Genomic DNA, 20583 nt, shown 5'->3' on the forward strand with positions numbered 1-20583 from the left:
TATCAAAGGAAGATATGAAATCTATAGATAAAACACTTACATTTATCGATTTGTTTGCTGGAATAGGTGGCATCAGAAAAGCATTTGAAGATGATGATACCAAATGCGTATTTAGTTGCGAGTGAGATAAATTTGCTGCTAAGACATATTTTGCTAACTATAATGAAATTCCATTTGGTGATATTAGAAAAATAAACGAAAAAAATATTCCAAATCACGATATTCTTTTAGCAGGTTTTCCTTGTCAACCTTTTAGTCACATCGGAAAAAGACAAGGTTTTACACATCAAAGTCAAGGAACATTATTTTTTGATATTCTTAGAATTTTAAAACACTCAAAACCTAAGATGTTTTTACTTGAAAATGTCAAAGGATTATTAACAAATGATAAAGGTAGAACCTTTAAGATAATTTTGCAAAGTTTAAACGATCTTGAATACAAGACTTTTTATAAGATACTTGATGCACAAAATTTTGGTTTACCACAAAGACGTGAGAGAATAATTATTGTAGGTTTTAGAAAAGATTTAAATGTTAATAATTTTGAGATTCCAGAAGGAGACAAAGAAGTTAGAATACCGATTAGTGATATTCTTGAGAGAAGCCCGAATGGTTATTCAGTCACAGAACACCTACAGAAAAATTATTTATTTAAAGTAGATGATGGAAAACCGCAGATAGTGGACTTTGATAGCAATATCCAAGTTAATACATTATGTGCAAGTTATCATAAAATCCAAAGGCTTACAAATACATTTATAAAAGATGGAAAAACTGGTCTTAGAATGTATAGCGAATTAGAATTAAAGAGATTAATGGGGTTTCCTGATAATTTTATTGTCCCTGTATCAAGGACACAAATGTATAGACAATTTGGTAATTCTGTAGCAATTCCAATGATTAAAGCAGTTGCTGATGCAATGAAGAAAGTTATAAAAAGGTAATTTATATTTCTGAAATAATTTTACATTTTAATTGTATTGCTTTACCTTTCTTCTTAGATGGATATGTTCATAAAAAATGTGTGCCAAAATGTCCACAAATATTGTGTTTATCTAGTAAATCTATATATTCATCGATTGTATAAAAATAAATCATAGATGTATTATTATCAAAAGTTAAAATATGACTTGATCATTGTTTATTTAGAAACCCATTACCACAAACCCCACCTATTACTCATTTTGCTAATTTTTCTTTCAATGGTTTTAATATTGATGTTAATCTTCTTTTATTATCTTCGCCAAAGCTAGACAATGTTGGATTTTCTTGAAATATCTGTAATAGATTCTTTAACTCTTTATTTTGTGGACTTAGCACACTCACGAACGATTCTGCTTTATATTCATGTACAGTAACATTTTTTGCACTAGTTCTTTTGCAGTTTATAGTTAAAATTATAGACTCATTATTTAATTTGTTTATCTTCAGAATAATGTCAGTTTTAGGTTTTCCACCAGATGGTAATTTACCTATTTCAGATTCGTTAGATGTTGCATCTATAAATTTGATTTCTTCTGGTTTGATATCTATCTTGCTAATAATCTTATAAAAATATGGATAATTTAGTCCTGTAATTGTTTTATCTTTTTCTTTATATTTCTTTAAATTATCTGAATTACTTAATATTAATGAAATAATTTTTTCAAATGTTAATCCTTGCATATTCTTTTTAAAACCATCATTATAATCAAATAATGTTTTTTGTTCTATCTGTTTATAAAGATTGCTTTGATTCAATATTTCGTTAATAGCTGTCACTTCTTCTTTGAGAATATATTTGTTGTTTTGTCGAGCAAAGAGAAAACTTTCTTTCTCATCTACATCGTCTGAATATATTAAAAATGCTTTTTCAACTTGTTTATTTATTTCTTTTATATTAAATGCATCTCATTGTTGACCCTTTATTCTATCACTTCTCATTGATGTTGTAGAAAATATTATCCATTCTTTGTCATCAAGAAATTTTATAATAAACGGTGCATAAAACTGTTCGTTATTAATATAGCCTTCTTTACCGATTCTATAATTTACACGAAAACTCTTTATATAATTATTATTTTTACAAAAATTTAACAAATCAATTATGCTCTTCTGAGCATTATAACCATGTTTACTCTTATCTTTATTTGAAAACGACATATAACAACCTCTTTTATAAAGATTCAAATTTCTTTGTTTTATTATATCAATTAGAATAAATATAGATAGAAAAATCCAAAATAACTAATTTATATTTTGCTTATTTATGGTATAATAAAAAATATTAGGAGTATAGTTCAACGGTAGAACAACGGGCTTCAACCCCGTGTGTTGTGGGTTCGAATCCTGCTACTCCTGCCATTTTTTTATATCTTGAAATTATTGCAAAACTTGTATAATAAGCATATGAAGAAATTATACAAATTTGGTTTTATCGGGACTGGTGCTTGGGGTAGTGCTTTAGCAAATGTGCTTTCAGAAAATGGACATAATGTTATTATGTATGGTATTGATAAAGTCGAAGTGGATGATATTAATAACGGGTATAATCAAAAATATTTTTGATCTTTACCTTTTTATGCACCAGATAAGGTAAGGGCAACACTTGATTTTGATGAAGTAGTATTAAATAGTGAAAATATTGTTTTAGCAGTTCCGGCTAACACTTTAAAAGGGATTTTAAAACAAATGCATCATAGTTTAAAAAACCGTAAAGTAAATATCATTAATCTGTCAAAAGGAATTGAAAGTGTTTCAGAAATGTTTTTTAGTGACTTTATCCAACATCGTTTTAAGAGAAATCTTAAGAACTTAGTTTCTTTAGTAGGGCCTTCGTTTGCTATTGAAGTATTTCAAAAGGAAGTAACTATTATTAACATCTTAGGAACTAACAGTGATTATTGTCAAGAAATTATGAGTTATTTTAATAATCGGTATTTTCAACTTCGTCATCAAAAAAATGTCCTTGGAAGCGAGTTATTCAGTGCTTTGAAAAATGTTTTAGCTATCGGTTTGGGAATTTTATCAAACCACACTAATAGCAACAATACTGTTGCTGCGATTATAACAATCGGGGTGAATGAAATATTAGATATATATAAGGTTATCTCAGGAAATGATGATGTTAAAATGGGATTTGATTTTGCTGGTATTGGTGATGTTTTCTTAACCTGTAATTCTTCTAAGAGCCGTAATTATATGTTCGGTAATCAAATTTCCGAATTTGGTATCAGCAAAGCACTTGAAAATAATTCAAAAACTATCGAAGGATATCAAACTGCTAAAATACTTGCTAAAATGCTTAAAGAAAAGCAAATTGAAACCAAATTATTTCAAAGTATTATTGATATTCTCTTTAACAAAAAAGAACCTATATTATTAACTGATTTTCTTGTTAATTAAAAACACCAGATATTTCTGGTGTTTAATTTATGATTTTTTAAGACGACTTTCATATTTTTGTTTATATCAAGTTGTCTTTTTTAAACGATGGAGAAGAAGAACTTCTCCAATTTGTCATAATCCACCAAATAATCAGTAGACTTGCACACCTACCGAAAATAGGACTGTAATTACAGCAAATACAATCACCATAATCTTTTGGGTACGTTCTGATTTCTTTAATGCTTGTGCTTCTGCTATGGTATTTCTTTGCTTAACACCCTTGCGATTCAATAGTTTTGGAAGCAACTGTGATAACACTTGAATAGCAATTGTTAGAATCAGAATTCAAGAATATATGAATTCTCCACTTAAAATCTTAGTTCATGAAACAGAAGCAAAATTTAATCCTAATCAAGTAGTTTGTTTTATTTGTGGAATTGCCTGAATTACACGCCACATCGCAAGGAAAACCGGTATAGTTAATAAGATGCTACCAAATTGGTCAAGTGGACTTATATTATATTTAGAATATAATGCTTGAATTTCTTGGTTTTTCTTCATTTTCATTGCTTTGTTTTTTTCAAAACCAACATATTTTGCTTCAATTGCTGCTTTTTTAGGACGAAGACTATCTTGAACACTTTGCATCATTTTAGATCTAAAGGTGATACCAAACATAGTTAAACGAGTAATAATTAAAGCTAAAATGATAACAATGATAGATCCTCAACCTTTTAAATCAGGAATACCTTTGCTTATTCCTTGTGTAATTGCAGAAAGTGGATATACTATAAATCCGTAAAATGGACCATATGCTCAAGCTTCACCTCAATTAGTTATTGCTTGACTTGGATAATCACCTTTAAAAGGTATATCAATATCTCTTCTTTTTTCTGATTTATTATCTTTATTCTGACGTTGTCCTAAATCATATAAAATATTTTGCTCAGGGTTATACTTAGTAGCTGCAGTAGGTTCTGTAAAAACAGTACTTTTCCCTGTATCTTTATTAAAACTTTTAAAATCATCAGCATGTAAAAAACCTAATTGTGTAAGATATTGAGTCATTGTTGCTTGATAAACATCAATATAGAATTTTTCTGCTTGTGAAATTGGTATTCTTGGATTACTTTGTCCTTGTAATTTTTTTGCTAAGAATTCTAAATAATCACTAAATGACTGGTAATCTTTCAAAACATCCTTGTCTTTTTGTTTGTTTTCTGGTAAAACAGCATATTTATTAAAATTTGCGATAAATGTACTGTTTGGACCAAATGAAAAATTGTATAAGGTTTGGAGAACATCACGAGCAAATGCTAAATTAATAGTATTTTCTGTTAGTAAACCTGTATATTTTGGAACGGATTGTAAACCTGATAACCCTACTAAAATATAATTTCCATTTTCAACAGTAGGTATTTGTTTTTTAGAATCCTTTGTTTCTGGATGTGTAATTACCTGAACAAGTTGCTCATCTTTTTTTGATGCAAAAGTCAATAGGTATATATTAGTAATATCATTAGTATATTTATATCTAGTTGAGTTACTTGCTTGAAATAAGAATCTTCTGTTTTTTGCTATTAAACTAATATTATTTTTATCAGGATTTGCAACAACGTTTTTATTTTTATCATCATAATCATATCCTAAGTTTTTTATCACTTTCGGATCATCGATAGCAAAAGTTGTATAATATTTTTTTATTTCTCCATATTCAGGTTTAGGATATTCTTTATGTGCTTCTTTAATACTTCCATCCTTTTGCGGTTCTTTAACAGTGTATGTATCATCTTTTGATCAAGAATCAGATGTTTGTTTTTTTAGTTTTTCAAGAATATCTGGATTGTTTACTAGAGTGTTTATATCAGGATTTATAGAAAGAGTTGCAAGTTCATAAGGAACGGTTTGTATTTTTCCATCTTTTGTAACATCTTTGTTGTCATTATCTTTGATGTTTATCTTTTGTTCTTTTGTGTCTTTTACAACAAAAGTATTTACACGTGGGGAAACTTCATCCTTGCTTGAGTAAAATTCAATACTATTTCCTACACTCGATGAATTTTTAAGAACGAATGATTGCACGCAACCTGTTACTGTTAAACCAAATAACAAAGTATATAAAACAATCTTAATTCATTTTCAAACTTTCTTTAGTGTATCTTGTTTTTTTTGTTGTTCCTTACCTTCTTGGTTGAAATAATTAAAATGATTTATTTTTTTCATTTTTCCTAAATTTCTCAAAGAGTTTAGCAATTGACTGCTTTTTAGTTGCATAATCATTTGCAATAAAATCTTTGCGAACAATTAACACAAAATCATAATTTAAATCATAAATCTTAATTTCATGAATAATTGCTTTAAGTTGTCTTTTATTATAATTACGACCGACTGCATTTTCAAATTTCTTTGGTACTGTAATACCTGCATGAAATGAAGAACTTTCTGCATAATAGATAACTAAATATTTATTAGAGACATATTTATTATTGTCAATTATTCTTTGAAAATCTCAGTTTTTTCTTAGTCGATATTGTTTTTTCATACAAATTATTATTTATCTGAAACTGTTAATCTTTTTCTACCTTTAGCTCTTCTTGCTGCTAAAACTTTTCTTCCATTTGCTGTTTTCATTCTAGCTCTAAAACCATGAACTTTGGCATGTTTACGTTTATTTGGTTGATATGTACGTTTGCTCATTCGTCCTCCTTTATAAATATATAATAAGCGTGAATAAATTATATAACAAATTTTTTTTTATCAAAGTAGCTTATTAAATAACAAAAACAACTATAATATAGCAGTAAAAATGGTATTTATCATATTATTAAAATCAATTAACAGTGTATAATTTACATGAATGTATGAGGTTTTATGTTAGATATAAAATATATAATTAGTAATGAAAATGAAGTTAAAAAACACCTAAAAAATCGTAGATTTGATATGCATTTTTTAGATGCTTTTTTAACTTTAGCAAAAAAACGCGGGCATATTATGTATGAAGCACAAAGTGCTAAAAGTAAATTAGCAGCAATTTCTAAGGAATTTGGTTTATATAAAAACAACCCCGAGAAACTTGCTCAAATTAAAAAAGAGATTCAAAAAATTAAACAACACCAAAGTTTATTAGACGAACAAAGTAATGAACTTATCGCAAAAATTACAAATATGCTGCTACAAATCCCTAATTTACCTACGAATGATGTCCCTATAGGTAGAGATGAAAATGATAATGTAGTTATTGAGAAATTTGAAAACCTTGGTAGAGGACTTGTTTCAGATGTGTTGCCACACTATGAAATTGCGAAAAATTTAGATATCATCGATATTGAAAGAGCAGTTAAGTTATCTGGTTCAAGATATGTTATTTATAAAAATCAAGGAGCAAAGTTAGTTCGTGCATTAATTAATTTTATGCTTGACTTACACTTATCCAAAGGATATACAGAGTTTAACACACCAGTGATTGTTAAAGAAACTGCGTTATATGGAACAGGACAGTTACCAAAATTCCAAGAAGATTTATACAAAATTGAGGGTGTTAACGAATATCTAATCCCTACTGCTGAAGTTACATTAACTAATATTTATAATAATGAAATAATTAATCTTGACAAACCTTTTAAGGCGACAGCATATACTGAATGTTTTCGATCTGAAGCAGGTAGTTCTGGAAAGGACACCAAAGGAATCATAAGACAACATCAATTTAAGAAAATTGAATTAGTTAAAGTCGTTAATGCTGAATCTGCTTGAAATGAATATAATCAAACCGTTTTAGATGCAGCAGATGTACTAGAAAAACTCGAAATTCCTTATCAAAAAGTTCGCTTATGCACTGGTGATTTAGGTTTTTCAGCAAAAACCACAATTGATTTAGAACTTTGACTGCCATCAGAACAAAGATTTAGAGAAGTATCTAGCATAAGTTATTTTGGTGATTTTCAAGCTCGACGTGCGATGATTCGTTATAAAGATAATGATGGTAAAACAAATTATGCTCATACAATCAATGGTTCTGGTGTCGCTGTAGACCGTCTTATTGCTGCTATTTTAGAACAATACCAAAATCCTGATGGGAGTGTTTCGGTTCCAAAAGTTTTAATCCCTTATATGAGTGGAGTAGAAAAGATTGAAAAACAGAGTTAAAAAACCTTATGTATTTGCTTTTGATTTAGATGGAACCTTACTACAAAGCAATAATAAAGCACACATTGATACAATCAAGGCACTTAAAAAATCAAAAGAACACGGTCACATAAATGTAATTGCTACAGGGCGCGGAATCACTAAGACATTACCTCTTTTAGATTCAAAAGCAGTTGATCATATTGATTATTTAGTTTGTTCTAACGGAACTGCTGTATATGATATAAAAAATCAAAAAGCCTATATTTTAAATAGTTTAGATAAAGATATCTTTTATATAATGAGAGATATTGCTAGCAAGCATCAACTTATCATAACTGTTGATACACATAATTACAATGCTACCGCATTACCTAATAATCAAAAACCTCACTGAATTACAGATGCAAATATAATGGATATGAACATCATAAATCAAATCAGCATCGAAAAAATGCAAGAAGTTATTGAAAATAAAGATGTCCAAATTGTACAAATAGCACTGCGTAATCCACTTAAAAGCGCTAAGGAGATTACGGATTTGACTAAGAAATTGCTTAAAGATTTTGAATGCAATATATATCTTACCAACTCAATATATACAGATGTAAATCCGATTAACACCTCCAAGTTAATCGGATTAGAATATTTGCTTAATTTACTAAATCTTACAACTAAAAACCTTGTCACCTTTGGTGATAGTGGAAATGATATTGATATGACGAAACATGCTTCTTTAGGAATAGCTATGGGTAATGCTACAGCAGATTTGAAAGATGTTGCAACACACATCATTAATGACCATAACAGTGCAACAATTGGTGAATTTATTACTTCATTTTTAGCAGAATAAAAACAAGGTACTTCCTTGTTTTTATTCTGCTAGCTTTTTTCTTCTTTGATAATCCATAAAACTAAAGATAAATTGAATACCAAATAAAATAAATGAAATAATTTGTCACACAATACCCCCAACAAATGCATATTTATGCATAGCAGTTGCTGGATTAGAGATGTTTAAAGCTCAGAAAATAATTCATACAGTATTATTTAATTCATAAACTAAAAACATATACGGTGAAACTCCTTCTCATGAATTTGTTTTAATTGAGAAAATCATCTGTGGGATAAATGCTAAGGTTGTAAAAGCAGGGAAAATAAATCCCATAACTGATTCGGTTTTTGGATCTCATAAATAAACAGGAGTTTTAAATGAATTTGTTATTTTTAGGGCAATAAAGATAAGAGCAATAATTCAAGTAATTACTATTGCACCCATTCCAAAATATTTTATACGACTATCAAACTCATCTTTATATTTATAAAGTAAGATAATCATAGTTCCGTATAAAAATACCCCGACTGTATTGGCTACAAAAGTGCTTAATAATTTTTTATTTCCAAGCGATGATCATATCAATCAAAGTAAAATTCCAATCTGAAAGACTCAAAATGAAAAGAAGTTTACATTTCCGGTTTTACGGGTTTTGATTTGGTTAATTAGTTGCGGGACACCTAGCGATGCAACCACTATGGCTGCAATTCAACTAAATGTATGAATTGATATTTCTAATGGATTCATAGTGCTATTATATAATAAAACACACTAATGTGTGTTTAAAATTTCTAATATTTTTTCTGTATCACTGTTACCTGAAATTTGTTGGTATGTATTAATTGCTACATCGTCTCCAAACAGCACCTGCAACACTTTATATGCAAGTTTTTCAGCAGCAAATGCAGATTTACCTGAAATAATATTCTTATCAATTACGATACTTTCATCATGATAATTAATACCTTTTCGAAATTTCTGACTTCATTGCGATGGGTATCCAGTGAAATCTTTCTTTTTAATTATTTGATGTTCTGCTAAAACATTAGGTGCATCACAAATAGCCGCCATATTTTTATCTTTATTAATTCATTCTTGTATTTTATCTAATGCATCCTTGTTTTCTCTAAGAGCTTGTGCTCCACGTCCACCTGGAATAAAAACAAAATCATATTCATCTAAATCTATGGTTTTGTCTATATTTTCAATTTTAGTAAAACCAAATTGTCCGCTTGCCTGAGTTAAAAACTTGTGATAAAAAGTTATTTTATCAAACATATTGGACTTTTTTCAAATTGATAACGGAGTCACAAGTTCAATATCATTAAAATTATCTTCAATAAAAACTAATAAATTCATTATTTTTTTCTCCTAATCATCTTGCGATATACTAAGTATAACATTCAAGCAAGCGGAATTAAAACAACTAAGATAAAAATGATAATATACAAAATTAATCATGCTTTATTTTCAGATTTCTTGCGATTTTGAATTAATTCTTTTAATTTCGCTGTTGCATCATCGCTTCCAAGTTGCAAATCAATATCTTGAATGCGTTTTTTATCATATAAAAGTACTGCTATTAATAAACCTGTTAATCCTAGTTGCACAACCAAGTCAATAATTAACATAGTTTTTACACTTCCAAAAGCTTTATCCAAAGCTTCTTGGAAGTTTATAGCAAGATAAAAATTAGTATGAATTCCTGATGCTTGTGAAGGTGGTGTGCCTATTTCTAATGTTTTTGCTGACCATAAACCAAAGATAATTAAATTAAATAAGACAAAATAAGTTGTAAAAAAGAAATAAATTCACTTTATGCGTAAGGCTTTTAAGGATAAATTTTTAAATGTTTCAACAAACATGCTGCTTGAAGCTGCATCACCATTTGCATATGATTGTCGAAAACTATTTTCAGTCTTTTTTCAACCTGAAATCCTTATCAATCCTTTTATAGTTAAAAAAGCTGATAATAAAAATAAAAATGAAAATACTACATATAAAGCAATCCCGGAATAAGGATCATCTAAAGATTTCAAAACAACAACCAAAATAATTGCCAAGACAGATAAACCCCAAATAACACCTCAAAAAATTGCACTAATTCTACGAATAAAAATTTCTTTTTTTATGATTTTCTGAGTTGCTGGATTTAGCAAACCTTTTGGATCACGATATTTAACTTCTTCTTTAATTTCACTTTTCGAATCCATTTGAAGTTGTACAGTTTTAGCAACTAATTCATCGGAATTATTTTTAGGTTTAAACATAATTAACCTTTATTTTTAGAAAAATCATATGTTGCGATAAAGTTAGTTAGTGCATCTACTGTTTTTCTAACATCAAATTTATTGCTACTATTTGGATCAACTTTTTCATATGCACTTGAGATAAATGCATTTAAATCTTTTTTGGCATCCGAATTTATTTTATCAATTATCTTTTGAGCAAATGCTAGTTGTGTCTGGGCTGCTTTATCTAAATTAGGTGAAACATATTGTTCATAAATATTTTTTAAATTCTCTTCGTTTGTTATATAGTTTGTAGCAATTTCTTTTTTCTTTTGATCATTTGCTATATTATATTCAACCTGTTTAGTCTTAACTGCTTTTATGATATCATCAGTTAACTTTTTATCAAAATTTTTGGTTAGAAAATCAAGTGAATTATTTTCTCTAGCCTTATTCAAAAATGTTTTTCTAAGTCTTTCATCATTTATAATTGGAACTAATTTATTTGCAACTTCTTTAATTTTCTCTTGATCTTTTGATGTAATTTGATCAGGTGCTTTTTCTAAGATTTTTTGAATATCTCCTTGGCTGCTAAATTCTGATGCAAGGTCTAAGATATTAATAATTTTTGGAACTAAGCCACCGTAACTTTCACCTTTTCCACCGGTCATCAAATAAACTGAAAACTTGGATGCTTTAGATACTGATGAATTTTCAGGAGTAGATGAAGAAAGCACATTAGCAAATAATAGGGTTCCTGGTAACCCGACTATCATATTTCCTAATCCACCTGCTAAAAAACGAATTAAAAAATGTTTTTTTGGTTTTTCTTGTTTAATTACTTTATATTTTTTACGTGAATAAAAAATATGAATAAAGAAGATAATAACAACTCCTAAGAACCTTACAACTCAATATGTTATCAATGCAACAAGAGTAGCAAGTAAAGGAATAAATCTACGAATATCTGAATCATCTATTTTTTTTGTAGCAACCGTTACACTAACTATAGAAGCAATTATCGATAAAATAATCGCAGTTATTTTAACAGGAATATATTTTCAGTTATATAAAAAACCAAAACCAAATGAAATAATAATTAGAGCAGCAACCATAACTGGGATTCATACACTACCATCGACTGATTTTAATGCATCTGATATTTTTCTTAAAAAATCAGGGATTTGTTCTTTTGCATTATTTTGTTCTTGAAAATGTAAAATTAAATTTGTTTGCAGCATCTTATCCTTTAAATATATATTGCTTTATTCTTCTTTTTGTGTGGTTGTTTCTTATCAATTCGATCAATAAATAGCATTCCATTAAGATGATCTAGTTCGTGTTGAAAAACAATTGCTAAATAACCTGATACTTCATATCTTAATTGCTTTCGCTCAAAATAACTATATGCTTCTACAACAACTTTGTTGCTCCGATGTACTAATCCATCTTGATTTGGAATACTTTCATCAACACTTAAGCAACCTTCACCTGATTCTATAGCAATTTTTTTATCACTTTTTACCAGTACCTTAGGATTAAACAACACATCCTTAAATACTGTTTTTTCTTCACCATCTTTTACATGTACATAAAAAACATTTTTTAATATCCCATATTGTACTGCTGCTACACCTACTCCAGGACGGAATTTAGTATCCGGACTTTGGCTATCATCAATATGATAAATCATTGATTCGGCAAGTTTAATATCCTCATCTGTTAATGGGATCGGAACATTATGTGATTTTTTACGCAAAATAGGATCTGGAAGTTGCACTATATTTATCTCAAATTGTTTTTTTTCTTTCATTTTTATATTATATAATTATTTATAATTATTTGAAAATATTTATATTGCTATGAAAGGGAATAATGGTAGCATTTTTAAGTATCTTAACAAATATAGTCTTTTTTATTTTAGGTTATCTTGTTGGTTCGTTAAACACAACAATTATTATTGGTAAAAAATTCTATAAAGTCGATGTTCGCGATTATCACTCGGGTAATGCAGGTTCAACAAATGCAAAAAGGGTTTTGGGTAAAAAAGCAGCTCAAATTATTTTATGAATCGATGGATTAAAAACCTTAGCAATTGTCGCACTTGCATATGGGATAACCTATGCTATAAATCATGATATCACTTTTAGATTGGGTCATCAAAGTAATTTTGCAGATGTAAGTTATATAAAAGAAACTTTATACATCTTTCCTTCGTTTGCTGGTTTAGGAACAGTAATCGGGCATATTTGACCTATTTTCTTTGGTTTTCGTGGTGGAAAAGGGGTTGCTACAATTTTAGGATTAGCAACATCAATAAATATTATTTTACTTCCTATATTTGTAATATTATATTTTTTAGTAATTTATATATGAAAATATGTTTCATTAGGTAGTGTATTATCAGCAAGCATCACAGGTTTTTTTGCACTAATTCCTTGGATTTCAACTGGTATTTTAGGAACCTTAAATGCTACTAGTGATTCTTTATTCTTTATAGTTTATATTATTTATTTTGTTGCATTATTATTTGTTATATATGCTCATTATGATAACTTTTTAAGAATTCATAATAAAACTGAGCGCAAAGTTTCTTTTAAGAAACATAACAGTAAGTAAAAAAAACTTTCGTAATCTATATGATAGATAAGAAAGTTTTTATATGTATTTGCTATATGGTAAGGACTTAATATATTCTTCCATAAAATCCCAGTCTGGTGTTCCATCTGGTTTTGATGGTAGTTTGATGATAGTATTTTTTAAAAGATCCAATTTCCTTCCTCTACCAAAAGATCATTTAAATCTTTCTTTATCTAAGACAGTAGTAATAAATAATGCATTATATTTATTAAGTTGTTTGCTATACCCTAAGGTATTCGAAGTAGTATGTATCGCATCAACAGGCATATAAAATTGATAACCATTACTTCCTTCACCCTGACAAACAAATGAAATACAATTTCCTTTTGAAATTAATGTTGGTTCGGATACAATATTTTGCATCACACCATGATTTTTTTTTAGCACCTATATAAAAAGTTTCGGTTCCTTCTTCGAATTCAGTAGAATTATTACATTTCCCTTTCACAAAATTAAACAAATCACTTAATTTATATTCTTTTCATTCACTTATATTTAATTTTAACTTATTAGTTGCTTTAGATAAATGTGCAGTATTTTCTATTGTTTGTAAAGAAATAGATTCTTTATTTTGTTTTTCTTTAAGTCATTTTATATAGTTTTCCATAAAATCTCAATCAGGTGTTCCGTCTGGTTTTGCTGGAAGTTTTATAATAGTATTTTTAATATTTTTCATATTAAATGCTCTTCCATAATTGTATTTATATTTTTCTTTATTTATTATTGTAATGATAAATAAAAATATTTCATAGTTAAAAAAATTGTTTTTTAAATATAATTTAGAAATGTTGTTTCCACTTATAAAGTTTAAAGGTTGATAAAAAGCAATAGCACTTTCTCCACCTATAATAATACAATTTCCTTTTTCTAAGATTAATATTTCATCATTATTATTTACAAATTCAGAAACACCATTATTTAAAGAGGTTCTAGTTACATAAGGAATTTTTCCTTTTAAATAATCTTCAATTTCTGCTACTATATAATTTTTTGATTTTTCAATTTTAAATAAATCTTTTAATTTATATTCTTTCCATTCATTTATATTTAATTCCATTATTTAATATCCTCCTTAATTTTAAATGCTAGAAATTCTCTAATTGTTTTTACAAAATCTTCTTCTTTTAAACTGGAATAATCAGTTTTCATATATGCTTCTGCAAGTCATTCATCATTATAATCAACATTTTCCAATACTGAAAACCCATCAATTTCTTGATTATTTTTATAAGCATCTAATCATTTCTTTTTTATTAATGTCCAGTCTTTTTTCTCAATTCTTCCCATATTCTTTTTCTTAATAAATCCGTCATCTTTATAGTATCCAAAAAAAGTAGCTATTTTTGGATTATGTTTTTTGTTTAGTTCAAAGACCATAATACATGATGATGCAGATGCCCCTGGATGAAAAATATCATTAGGTAAACTAAAAACTGCTTTAAGTGTATGTTTTTCTAACATTTTTTTCTTATATTCTTTAATAGTATTTCCAGAACCTATAGCTGCTTGTAAAGGTAAGATAGTAGCAAGTAATGCGCCTTTTGTTTCAATATGCTCTGCAACAAAATTAACAAAATATAAACCTTTTGTTGCATCCATACCATTATTTTTTTGAACAGGGCATTCTTTTGGCATTCTTTTTCCGTTAAACGGAGGGTTCATAAGAATATGTGTTATATTCATTTGCTGTATTTCTTTTCCTAGATTAAAACAACTATCAAGGACAATATTAGATTTTCCATCTTTATGAATCAACATATTTGTAGAAGCTAACCCAAATGCTTTTTCCTCTATTTCAATTCCGTGTAATTGGTTTTGTTTTATATAATCTCTTTTTGTTGGATCTTTAACATTTTTTAGCATTTTAACCATTGCTTGAACCAAAAATGAACCAGAACCACAAGTAGGATATAAAACGATAGAATTTTCATCTATCCCTATTACTTCAGCCATAAAGTCGGTGATATGTGATGGTGTAAAAGCTTGATTCTTATCCTCTTTTTGTACATATTTATTAAATGTAGTAAAAAATAAATTTAATAAATCTTCGCCTGTATTTGTATTTTCATTTATAAAAGGGATAATACCGTCATTTACTTTATTCAAAATATTTTGCAAGTGTTGAAAATCTAAACTTGTTAAGTCTTGTTCATCTAATATTTTGGATAAAATATTAATCTTCTCTGTCTTATTTTTATTATCTTTTAATTTTTGTTCTATTATCTCTTTAAAATGTCTTAGAAGAATTTCAGTATTATTAGACCTTTTAATTTCACTTTCTAAATCAAAATTTTCTGAATTTAGCGCCATTAAAGCGGACCCGATAAATTGTGCTCTTATACTCTCTTTAATATTATATTTATGCATTAAATCATTTAATTCGATTGTGTTTTTAATTATTTCGTTTTTATTATTCTTTTTCTTTGAAAAATCACTAATATATTCATATATTTTTTTATTATAATCAAATTTATTAAATGTAGTTTCTTTATTATTCTTTTTATCATAAACCTTTACAAAAGCAGATTCTGGATTTTGTAAATTAAATAAAACTGCTATAACATTATTATTTGGTCTATAAATTCTTTCTAATGCATAATATTCTTCTAATTGTTCGTAATCCTCTTTTTTAAATTTTCTTGATTTTGTTTCAATAATTAATGAAATATTTTCAATATGTTCAAATCTTAAATCAACAATGTAGGCACCATTAGATCTCTTTATCTTCTCTTGAATTTCCTTGAATTCTTTTGAATCTTTATCAACAATAGAAATATAAGAAAATCACCAGCCTCGGTGTTTGTTGTATATTGTTCTTTTCCTATATTATTAATTAAATCATTTCTTTCTAATTTTTTAATATCCATATTAAAACTCCTAACAATTATTAACTTTTAAAATATAATTAAACTAATAATAAAGATTATCTATTTTACTTATTGATACAAAAAGTATATAAAATAATCTTTTTTTTATAAGATATTATAATTCTACCATTTTGTTGTTAGTCTTTAAATAAGATTTTATAATTTAATAAAAATTTGAAATTCTTTTTGTTATTTTTTCAATTACAACAGAATTTTATTATAATTAAATAAATAATAACTTAGATATAGGAGTATATATGAAAAAAACAATCAATGATGTTGTTTTAAAAGACAAAAAAGTCTTAGTCAGAGTGGATTTTAATGTTCCATTAAAAGACAGTATTATTTATTCTACTAAAAGAATTACAGCAGCACTACCTACCATTAAAAAAATTATTAACGAAGGTGGTAAAACCATATTATTCTCTCACCTCGGAAGAATTAAGTCAAAAGATGAATTAAGAGAAAAATCACTTAGACCAGTATCTGCTGAATTATCTCGTTTATTAAACAAAGGCGTTATCTTTGTCCCTTATACCAAAGGTGAAGTATTAGAAAAAGCTATTAATCAAATGAAACCAGGTGATGTTTTGATGGTTGAAAACACCCGTTTTGAAGATTTAAATGATAAAGCAGAAAGCAAAAACAATCCAGATCTTGGTAAATACTGAGCATCATTAGGAGATGTATTCATTAATGATGCATTCGGAACTGCACATAGATCACATGCATCAAATGTTGGAATATCTAAAAATATGAGCGAATCTGCTTTAGGATATTTAATGGAAAAAGAAGTAACATCCCTTAAAAAAGTATTGAACAATCCAGAACATCCATTTGTTGCTATTATAGGTGGAGCTAAAGTATCAGATAAAATCCAAGTTCTTGAAAACTTAATTCAAAGAGTTGACAAAATGGTTATTGCTGGCGGTATGGCATATACATTTTTAAAGGCTACTGGTTATGCAATTGGTGAATCATTAGTAGAAAACGATTTTGTTGCTCTTGCTAAGGATTTCTTAGTTAAATACAAAGATAAAGTTGTTTTACCTGTTGATCATGCAGTTGCGAAGGAATTTAAAGATGTTACACCAGAATTCCATGCTGGGGGAATCAAAGATGGATATATGGGATTAGATATCGGTCCTAAATCTTTAGAATTAGTTAAACAAACTCTTCAGGGAGCGAAGACTGTTGTATGAAACGGCCCTGTTGGTGTTGCTGAATTTGAAAACTTCCGTAATGGGACATTTACCGTATGTAAAGCAATAGCAGAACTAAAAGATTGCTACTCAGTTGTAGGTGGTGGTGATTCAGTAGCTGCTGTTGAAAAACTTGGAATGTCAGATAAATTCTCACATGTATCAACTGGTGGTGGAGCAAGTTTAGAATTATTGCAAGGACTTGAACTACCTGGAGTTACTGCTATCCAAGATAAAAAATAGAAATTTTGTTTCGTTTATACATCTATGTATAAACGATTTTTTATATATTCTTAATAATGTGAAAATATTAAATTCATATTCCATAAATATATAAATCCACAAATTTTTTGTGGTTTCTGTTTTTTTTTTTTTTTTTTTGCTTTATCATATATAAAGTTAAATTAAAAATCAAACAAGAAGGAAAAATGACAGAAAAAACAAGATTATTATTTAGATTAAACCTTGCTACCTTAATATTAACCTCAATTACAATGCTATTTTGGATTATAACAACTGCATCAGTGTTATTATTAATTATAAGCTATGGTTGATTTGGATTTAATGGGATTACTTTACTTGGTTCATCTATAACATATACTATATTTACGATATTAAATTTATTTGTATATTTAACAATTATTAGTTTGTTGATATCTATTTTTGCAATAACCTTACAAGAAAGCGAAAGGGATGAAGCCATAGCAAGAACTAAAAACTTTGCTATTTCAAATTTTGCTTTAATTCTTGGTGCTCAGCTTGTTTCGTGAATACCTGTTGTATCGTTAATTGGATTAATTATCCAAATTGTTATTACTGTTTTATTAGCGATATCTATTGCAAGATTGAAGAATAATGAAAGTTCAATAAATACAAAATTCGAACAATATAGTTATTCGGACAACAGATTTTCCGGCTATGCTAATAACACACAATTTGATAGTAATAATTCATATTCCAAGAATAGTGTTAATTTTGATAAATTCATTCAAAAGAAAGATTAATAAAATTTCCAATAATACCATTTAAATATAACACTAGGATTAAATCCTAGTGTTATTATATTTACATATATTCATTTATAATATGTAAAGTTAGGAATATATGAAACAAAGAAAATTATTATTTCATTTAGCAATTGCATCATTTGTTTTAAGTTTAGTATGTATGGCATTGTGAGCATTTACATCTTATTTCACATTATCATGGAATTTTGTACCATATAAAGGATCAATAGAGTTTAATTTTTCATCTTTGCTGATTTCTTCAAATTTCTATGCTATTATCATTTTTAGTCTACCAGAAATTCTTGCATCATTAATATATATCAGTATAACAATAATGATTATTATAATGCTTGTAATATCAATGAAGTTATTTAAAAACCAAATAATAAGTAAATCAATTTTAAGACTTTGTATAAGTATATTTTCTTTAATAATACTAGCCTTTCCTTTTGCTTGGGTTCCTGTGATAAGCACTTTTTCCTTAGCAATTCATGTTGTAATAACAGTGTTATTAGTTGTAATATTTGTAAAGGTAAAAATAGAAAGTAATAGAAATGTTATTTATTAAACAATTACCAATCAATATGTAGTAAAATATTTACATATATTTTATAAGGAGAATTATGAACAAAGAAATAAATACATCTGATGAAACTTTAACACAGTTGCAAGAAAAATATTTAAAGGAAATAGATAGAATTTCTTCTAAGGAATTAAACACAGATCAAAAAAGATGGGCAGCGCAGATAATCAAAAGATTTAATGATAATGAATTAGAATACATTTTTCAATTTATCGCTCAAAGAATAAAAATCGGGTTTCGTTTCGATGTTGCTCCCGAGAGCAACAACCAAAGCATTGCTTTGCTTAAAAAGAACGAAAAATTATCTTTTAAATTTAAAGATTCTAAATCAACAGATAATTGTTTGATCATTGGTGAAAACTATGATGCTTTAAAGAATTTAATAGTAATTGAGAGAGAGAGAGAGCGGGACTTACATATAATTACGATGTAATTTATATCGATCCTCCTTATAACACTGAAAGTTCTTTAAATGATGGTAATAAATTAGCAAATGATAAAGAAAATGTCGCTGCAAAAAGATTTATTTACCGTGATAAATACACCCGAAACGGGTGATTAAATATGATGAATGAAAGATTGAAATTAGCTAAAAAACTTCTCAAAGATGATGGAGTAATTTTTGTTTCAATCGATGATAATGAGCAGGCATATTTAAAAGTTTTAATGGATGAAATATTTGGAGAAGAGAATTTTGTAAGTTGTTTTATATGGCAAAAGAAATCTGGTGGTGGATTAAACTCAATTTTTTTATGAAGGTCATGAATATATATTGGTTTATACAAAAAATATTAAAAATATTTCTCTTTCTGCTGAAAACAACACTCTTAGTGGTTTTAGAAAATATAGAAATAAAAACGGTGATGATATTTATATAAATGATGATATTATAAGAAATCAATTTGGTAAAAAAGATGGGACTTATAAGCATAGAAATAAAGCATATGAAGATTTATCACCAAAACAGAAAGAAGAATGAGATAAGCTTATTGATGATGTTAATTTTATGCTGGTACCTTTTAAAAAATTTCCTGGTAAGCATTTAGTCGCTAAAATATTTAATAACGAAAGAAAAGCTCCATATAGTATTATAAAACTACCATATACATTTATATCTGGTATATGAACAAAAGATGGTAACAATGATATAAGTGAAGTTAATTTAAAATTCCCAACACCAAAACCAATAGAATTAATAAAATATTTAATTTCATTAATTAATAAATCTAATTCTAGAATCCTAGACTTTTATGCTGGTTCCGGAACAACAGGTCATGCTGTTTTGGAACTAAATAAAAGCGATGGTGGTAATCGTTCTTATACACTAGTTACAAATAACGAAAATAATATTGCTATTGATGTAAATTATGAACGTTTATATAGAATAAATAAAGGTGTTGGAACAAAAGGTGAAAGTTTTGAATGAGTAAAGAATGAACCATATCAATCTAATTTAAATGTTTTTGAAATAGAACATATCGATATTAACCCAAACACAAAGCAAGATACTAAAGAAATTATTGAAAAACTTCTTGATGTATTAAAAGATTTTGGAATAAATAATCTTAATATAAACAATGAATCAGATGAAGAATTTGGGACCTTAAAAAAAGTTGTGTATCCATAACTGAGTCATTTTCATAAAAAAAAGATTTTTTAAAAAAATATTAAAAAAAGAGTGAAACTCCTTTAAAATTGTAAGTGAAATAAAACAAAGGAGAACA

24 protein-coding genes and 1 tRNA gene are annotated in these 20583 nt (G+C 27.4%); 12 read left to right on the forward strand and 13 right to left on the reverse strand.

Annotated elements, in window-relative coordinates; all coding sequences use genetic code 4:
* Positions 1–14: 14 nt before the first annotated feature.
* The gene (dcm, locus tag ACXYRR_RS03245) at positions 15–944 is read left to right on the forward strand and encodes a DNA (cytosine-5-)-methyltransferase (RefSeq protein ID WP_435129222.1); all 930 of its coding nucleotides are present in this window, start codon (positions 15–17) and stop codon (positions 942–944) included.
* A gap of 1 nt (position 945) precedes the next feature.
* Here dcm and ACXYRR_RS03250 read toward each other — a convergent pair whose 3' ends face one another.
* The gene (locus tag ACXYRR_RS03250; protein ID WP_458597894.1) at positions 946–2142 is read right to left on the reverse strand and encodes an MspI family type II restriction endonuclease; all 1197 of its coding nucleotides are present in this window, start codon (positions 2140–2142) and stop codon (positions 946–948) included.
* A gap of 126 nt (positions 2143–2268) precedes the next feature.
* Between ACXYRR_RS03250 and ACXYRR_RS03255 the strand changes: the two genes are divergently transcribed.
* Positions 2269–2343, forward strand: a tRNA-Trp gene (locus ACXYRR_RS03255).
* Positions 2344–2388: 45 nt separating this feature from the next.
* Positions 2389–3384 carry an NAD(P)H-dependent glycerol-3-phosphate dehydrogenase gene (locus ACXYRR_RS03260; RefSeq protein WP_458597896.1) on the forward strand — a complete coding sequence of 332 codons (996 nt, stop codon included), beginning with the start codon at positions 2389–2391 and terminating at the stop codon, positions 3382–3384.
* 27 nt (positions 3385–3411) lie between these two features.
* On the opposite strand, the gene yidC is transcribed toward ACXYRR_RS03260, so the two are convergent.
* From yidC to rpmH, 3 genes are read right to left on the reverse strand one after another with little or no spacing between them, the layout of a single operon-like run.
* Positions 3412–5589 (reverse strand): membrane protein insertase YidC, encoded by a 2178-nt coding sequence (gene yidC, locus ACXYRR_RS03265; protein ID WP_458597898.1) that lies wholly within the window; start codon positions 5587–5589, stop codon positions 3412–3414.
* The gene (gene rnpA / locus ACXYRR_RS03270; protein WP_435129202.1) at positions 5567–5908 is read right to left on the reverse strand and encodes a ribonuclease P protein component; all 342 of its coding nucleotides are present in this window, start codon (positions 5906–5908) and stop codon (positions 5567–5569) included. Before rnpA ends, yidC begins: the two co-directional genes overlap by 23 nt.
* A gap of 8 nt (positions 5909–5916) precedes the next feature.
* Positions 5917–6063 carry a 50S ribosomal protein L34 gene (gene rpmH, locus ACXYRR_RS03275; protein WP_004794083.1) on the reverse strand — a complete coding sequence of 49 codons (147 nt, stop codon included), beginning with the start codon at positions 6061–6063 and terminating at the stop codon, positions 5917–5919.
* A gap of 174 nt (positions 6064–6237) precedes the next feature.
* On the opposite strand from rpmH, the gene serS reads away from it, so the two are divergent.
* Both serS and ACXYRR_RS03285 read left to right on the forward strand, forming a co-directional pair.
* Positions 6238–7515, forward strand: a complete 1278-nt coding sequence (gene serS / locus ACXYRR_RS03280) for a serine--tRNA ligase (RefSeq protein WP_435129198.1) — start codon at positions 6238–6240, stop codon at positions 7513–7515.
* Positions 7499–8347, forward strand: coding sequence for an HAD-IIB family hydrolase (locus ACXYRR_RS03285; RefSeq protein ID WP_458597901.1), 849 nt, complete (start codon positions 7499–7501; stop codon positions 8345–8347). The genes serS and ACXYRR_RS03285 overlap by 17 nt, the downstream gene beginning before the upstream one ends.
* A 21-nt stretch (positions 8348–8368) precedes the next feature.
* Here ACXYRR_RS03285 and ACXYRR_RS03290 read toward each other — a convergent pair whose 3' ends face one another.
* From ACXYRR_RS03290 to def, 5 genes are read right to left on the reverse strand one after another with little or no spacing between them, the layout of a single operon-like run.
* On the reverse strand, positions 8369–9076 hold the full coding sequence (locus ACXYRR_RS03290; protein WP_458597903.1) for a PQ-loop domain-containing transporter: 708 nt from the start codon (positions 9074–9076) through the stop codon (positions 8369–8371).
* A 24-nt stretch (positions 9077–9100) separates the two neighbouring features.
* Positions 9101–9688 carry a DJ-1/PfpI family protein gene (locus tag ACXYRR_RS03295; RefSeq protein ID WP_458597905.1) on the reverse strand — a complete coding sequence of 196 codons (588 nt, stop codon included), beginning with the start codon at positions 9686–9688 and terminating at the stop codon, positions 9101–9103.
* Positions 9688–10599: an MSC_0882 family membrane protein gene (locus tag ACXYRR_RS03300; RefSeq protein ID WP_458597907.1), complete on the reverse strand. Its 912-nt coding sequence runs from the start codon at positions 10597–10599 to the stop codon at positions 9688–9690. The genes ACXYRR_RS03295 and ACXYRR_RS03300 overlap by 1 nt, the downstream gene beginning before the upstream one ends.
* Positions 10600–10601: 2 nt before the next feature.
* Positions 10602–11801, reverse strand: a complete 1200-nt coding sequence (locus ACXYRR_RS03305) for a hypothetical protein (protein WP_458597909.1) — start codon at positions 11799–11801, stop codon at positions 10602–10604.
* An 8-nt stretch (positions 11802–11809) separates the two neighbouring features.
* Positions 11810–12373: a peptide deformylase gene (gene def / locus ACXYRR_RS03310; protein ID WP_458597911.1), complete on the reverse strand. Its 564-nt coding sequence runs from the start codon at positions 12371–12373 to the stop codon at positions 11810–11812.
* Between the two features lie 62 nt (positions 12374–12435).
* On the opposite strand from def, the gene plsY reads away from it, so the two are divergent.
* On the forward strand, positions 12436–13179 hold the full coding sequence (gene plsY / locus ACXYRR_RS03315; RefSeq protein ID WP_458597913.1) for a glycerol-3-phosphate 1-O-acyltransferase PlsY: 744 nt from the start codon (positions 12436–12438) through the stop codon (positions 13177–13179).
* A 39-nt stretch (positions 13180–13218) separates the two neighbouring features.
* Here plsY and ACXYRR_RS03320 read toward each other — a convergent pair whose 3' ends face one another.
* From ACXYRR_RS03320 to ACXYRR_RS03335, 4 genes are all read right to left on the reverse strand, one after another.
* Positions 13219–13563 (reverse strand): hypothetical protein, encoded by a 345-nt coding sequence (locus ACXYRR_RS03320; protein WP_458597932.1) that lies wholly within the window; start codon positions 13561–13563, stop codon positions 13219–13221.
* Positions 13484–14257 (reverse strand): restriction endonuclease subunit S, encoded by a 774-nt coding sequence (locus ACXYRR_RS03325; RefSeq protein WP_458597915.1) that lies wholly within the window; start codon positions 14255–14257, stop codon positions 13484–13486. The genes ACXYRR_RS03320 and ACXYRR_RS03325 overlap by 80 nt, the downstream gene beginning before the upstream one ends.
* Positions 14257–15567 (reverse strand): HsdM family class I SAM-dependent methyltransferase, encoded by a 1311-nt coding sequence (locus ACXYRR_RS03330; protein WP_458597917.1) that lies wholly within the window; start codon positions 15565–15567, stop codon positions 14257–14259. Before ACXYRR_RS03330 ends, ACXYRR_RS03325 begins: the two co-directional genes overlap by 1 nt.
* A 353-nt stretch (positions 15568–15920) precedes the next feature.
* Positions 15921–16067: a hypothetical protein gene (locus ACXYRR_RS03335; RefSeq protein ID WP_458597919.1), complete on the reverse strand. Its 147-nt coding sequence runs from the start codon at positions 16065–16067 to the stop codon at positions 15921–15923.
* A 257-nt stretch (positions 16068–16324) separates the two neighbouring features.
* Between ACXYRR_RS03335 and ACXYRR_RS03340 the strand changes: the two genes are divergently transcribed.
* From ACXYRR_RS03340 to ACXYRR_RS03365, 6 genes are all read left to right on the forward strand, one after another.
* On the forward strand, positions 16325–17512 hold the full coding sequence (locus ACXYRR_RS03340) for a phosphoglycerate kinase (protein ID WP_458597921.1): 1188 nt from the start codon (positions 16325–16327) through the stop codon (positions 17510–17512).
* A gap of 185 nt (positions 17513–17697) precedes the next feature.
* Positions 17698–18273 (forward strand): hypothetical protein, encoded by a 576-nt coding sequence (locus ACXYRR_RS03345; RefSeq protein WP_458597923.1) that lies wholly within the window; start codon positions 17698–17700, stop codon positions 18271–18273.
* 100 nt (positions 18274–18373) lie between these two features.
* Positions 18374–18844: a hypothetical protein gene (locus ACXYRR_RS03350; protein WP_458597925.1), complete on the forward strand. Its 471-nt coding sequence runs from the start codon at positions 18374–18376 to the stop codon at positions 18842–18844.
* Between the two features lie 55 nt (positions 18845–18899).
* The gene (locus ACXYRR_RS03355; RefSeq protein WP_458597927.1) at positions 18900–19292 is read left to right on the forward strand and encodes a hypothetical protein; all 393 of its coding nucleotides are present in this window, start codon (positions 18900–18902) and stop codon (positions 19290–19292) included.
* Positions 19199–19654: a DNA methyltransferase gene (locus ACXYRR_RS03360; RefSeq protein ID WP_458597929.1), complete on the forward strand. Its 456-nt coding sequence runs from the start codon at positions 19199–19201 to the stop codon at positions 19652–19654. The genes ACXYRR_RS03355 and ACXYRR_RS03360 overlap by 94 nt, the downstream gene beginning before the upstream one ends.
* Positions 19632–20486 (forward strand): DNA methyltransferase, encoded by an 855-nt coding sequence (locus tag ACXYRR_RS03365; protein WP_458597930.1) that lies wholly within the window; start codon positions 19632–19634, stop codon positions 20484–20486. The genes ACXYRR_RS03360 and ACXYRR_RS03365 overlap by 23 nt, the downstream gene beginning before the upstream one ends.
* Positions 20487–20583: the final 97 nt, after the last annotated feature.

The sequence above is a fragment of the Mycoplasma sp. 246B genome (assembly GCF_054353935.1).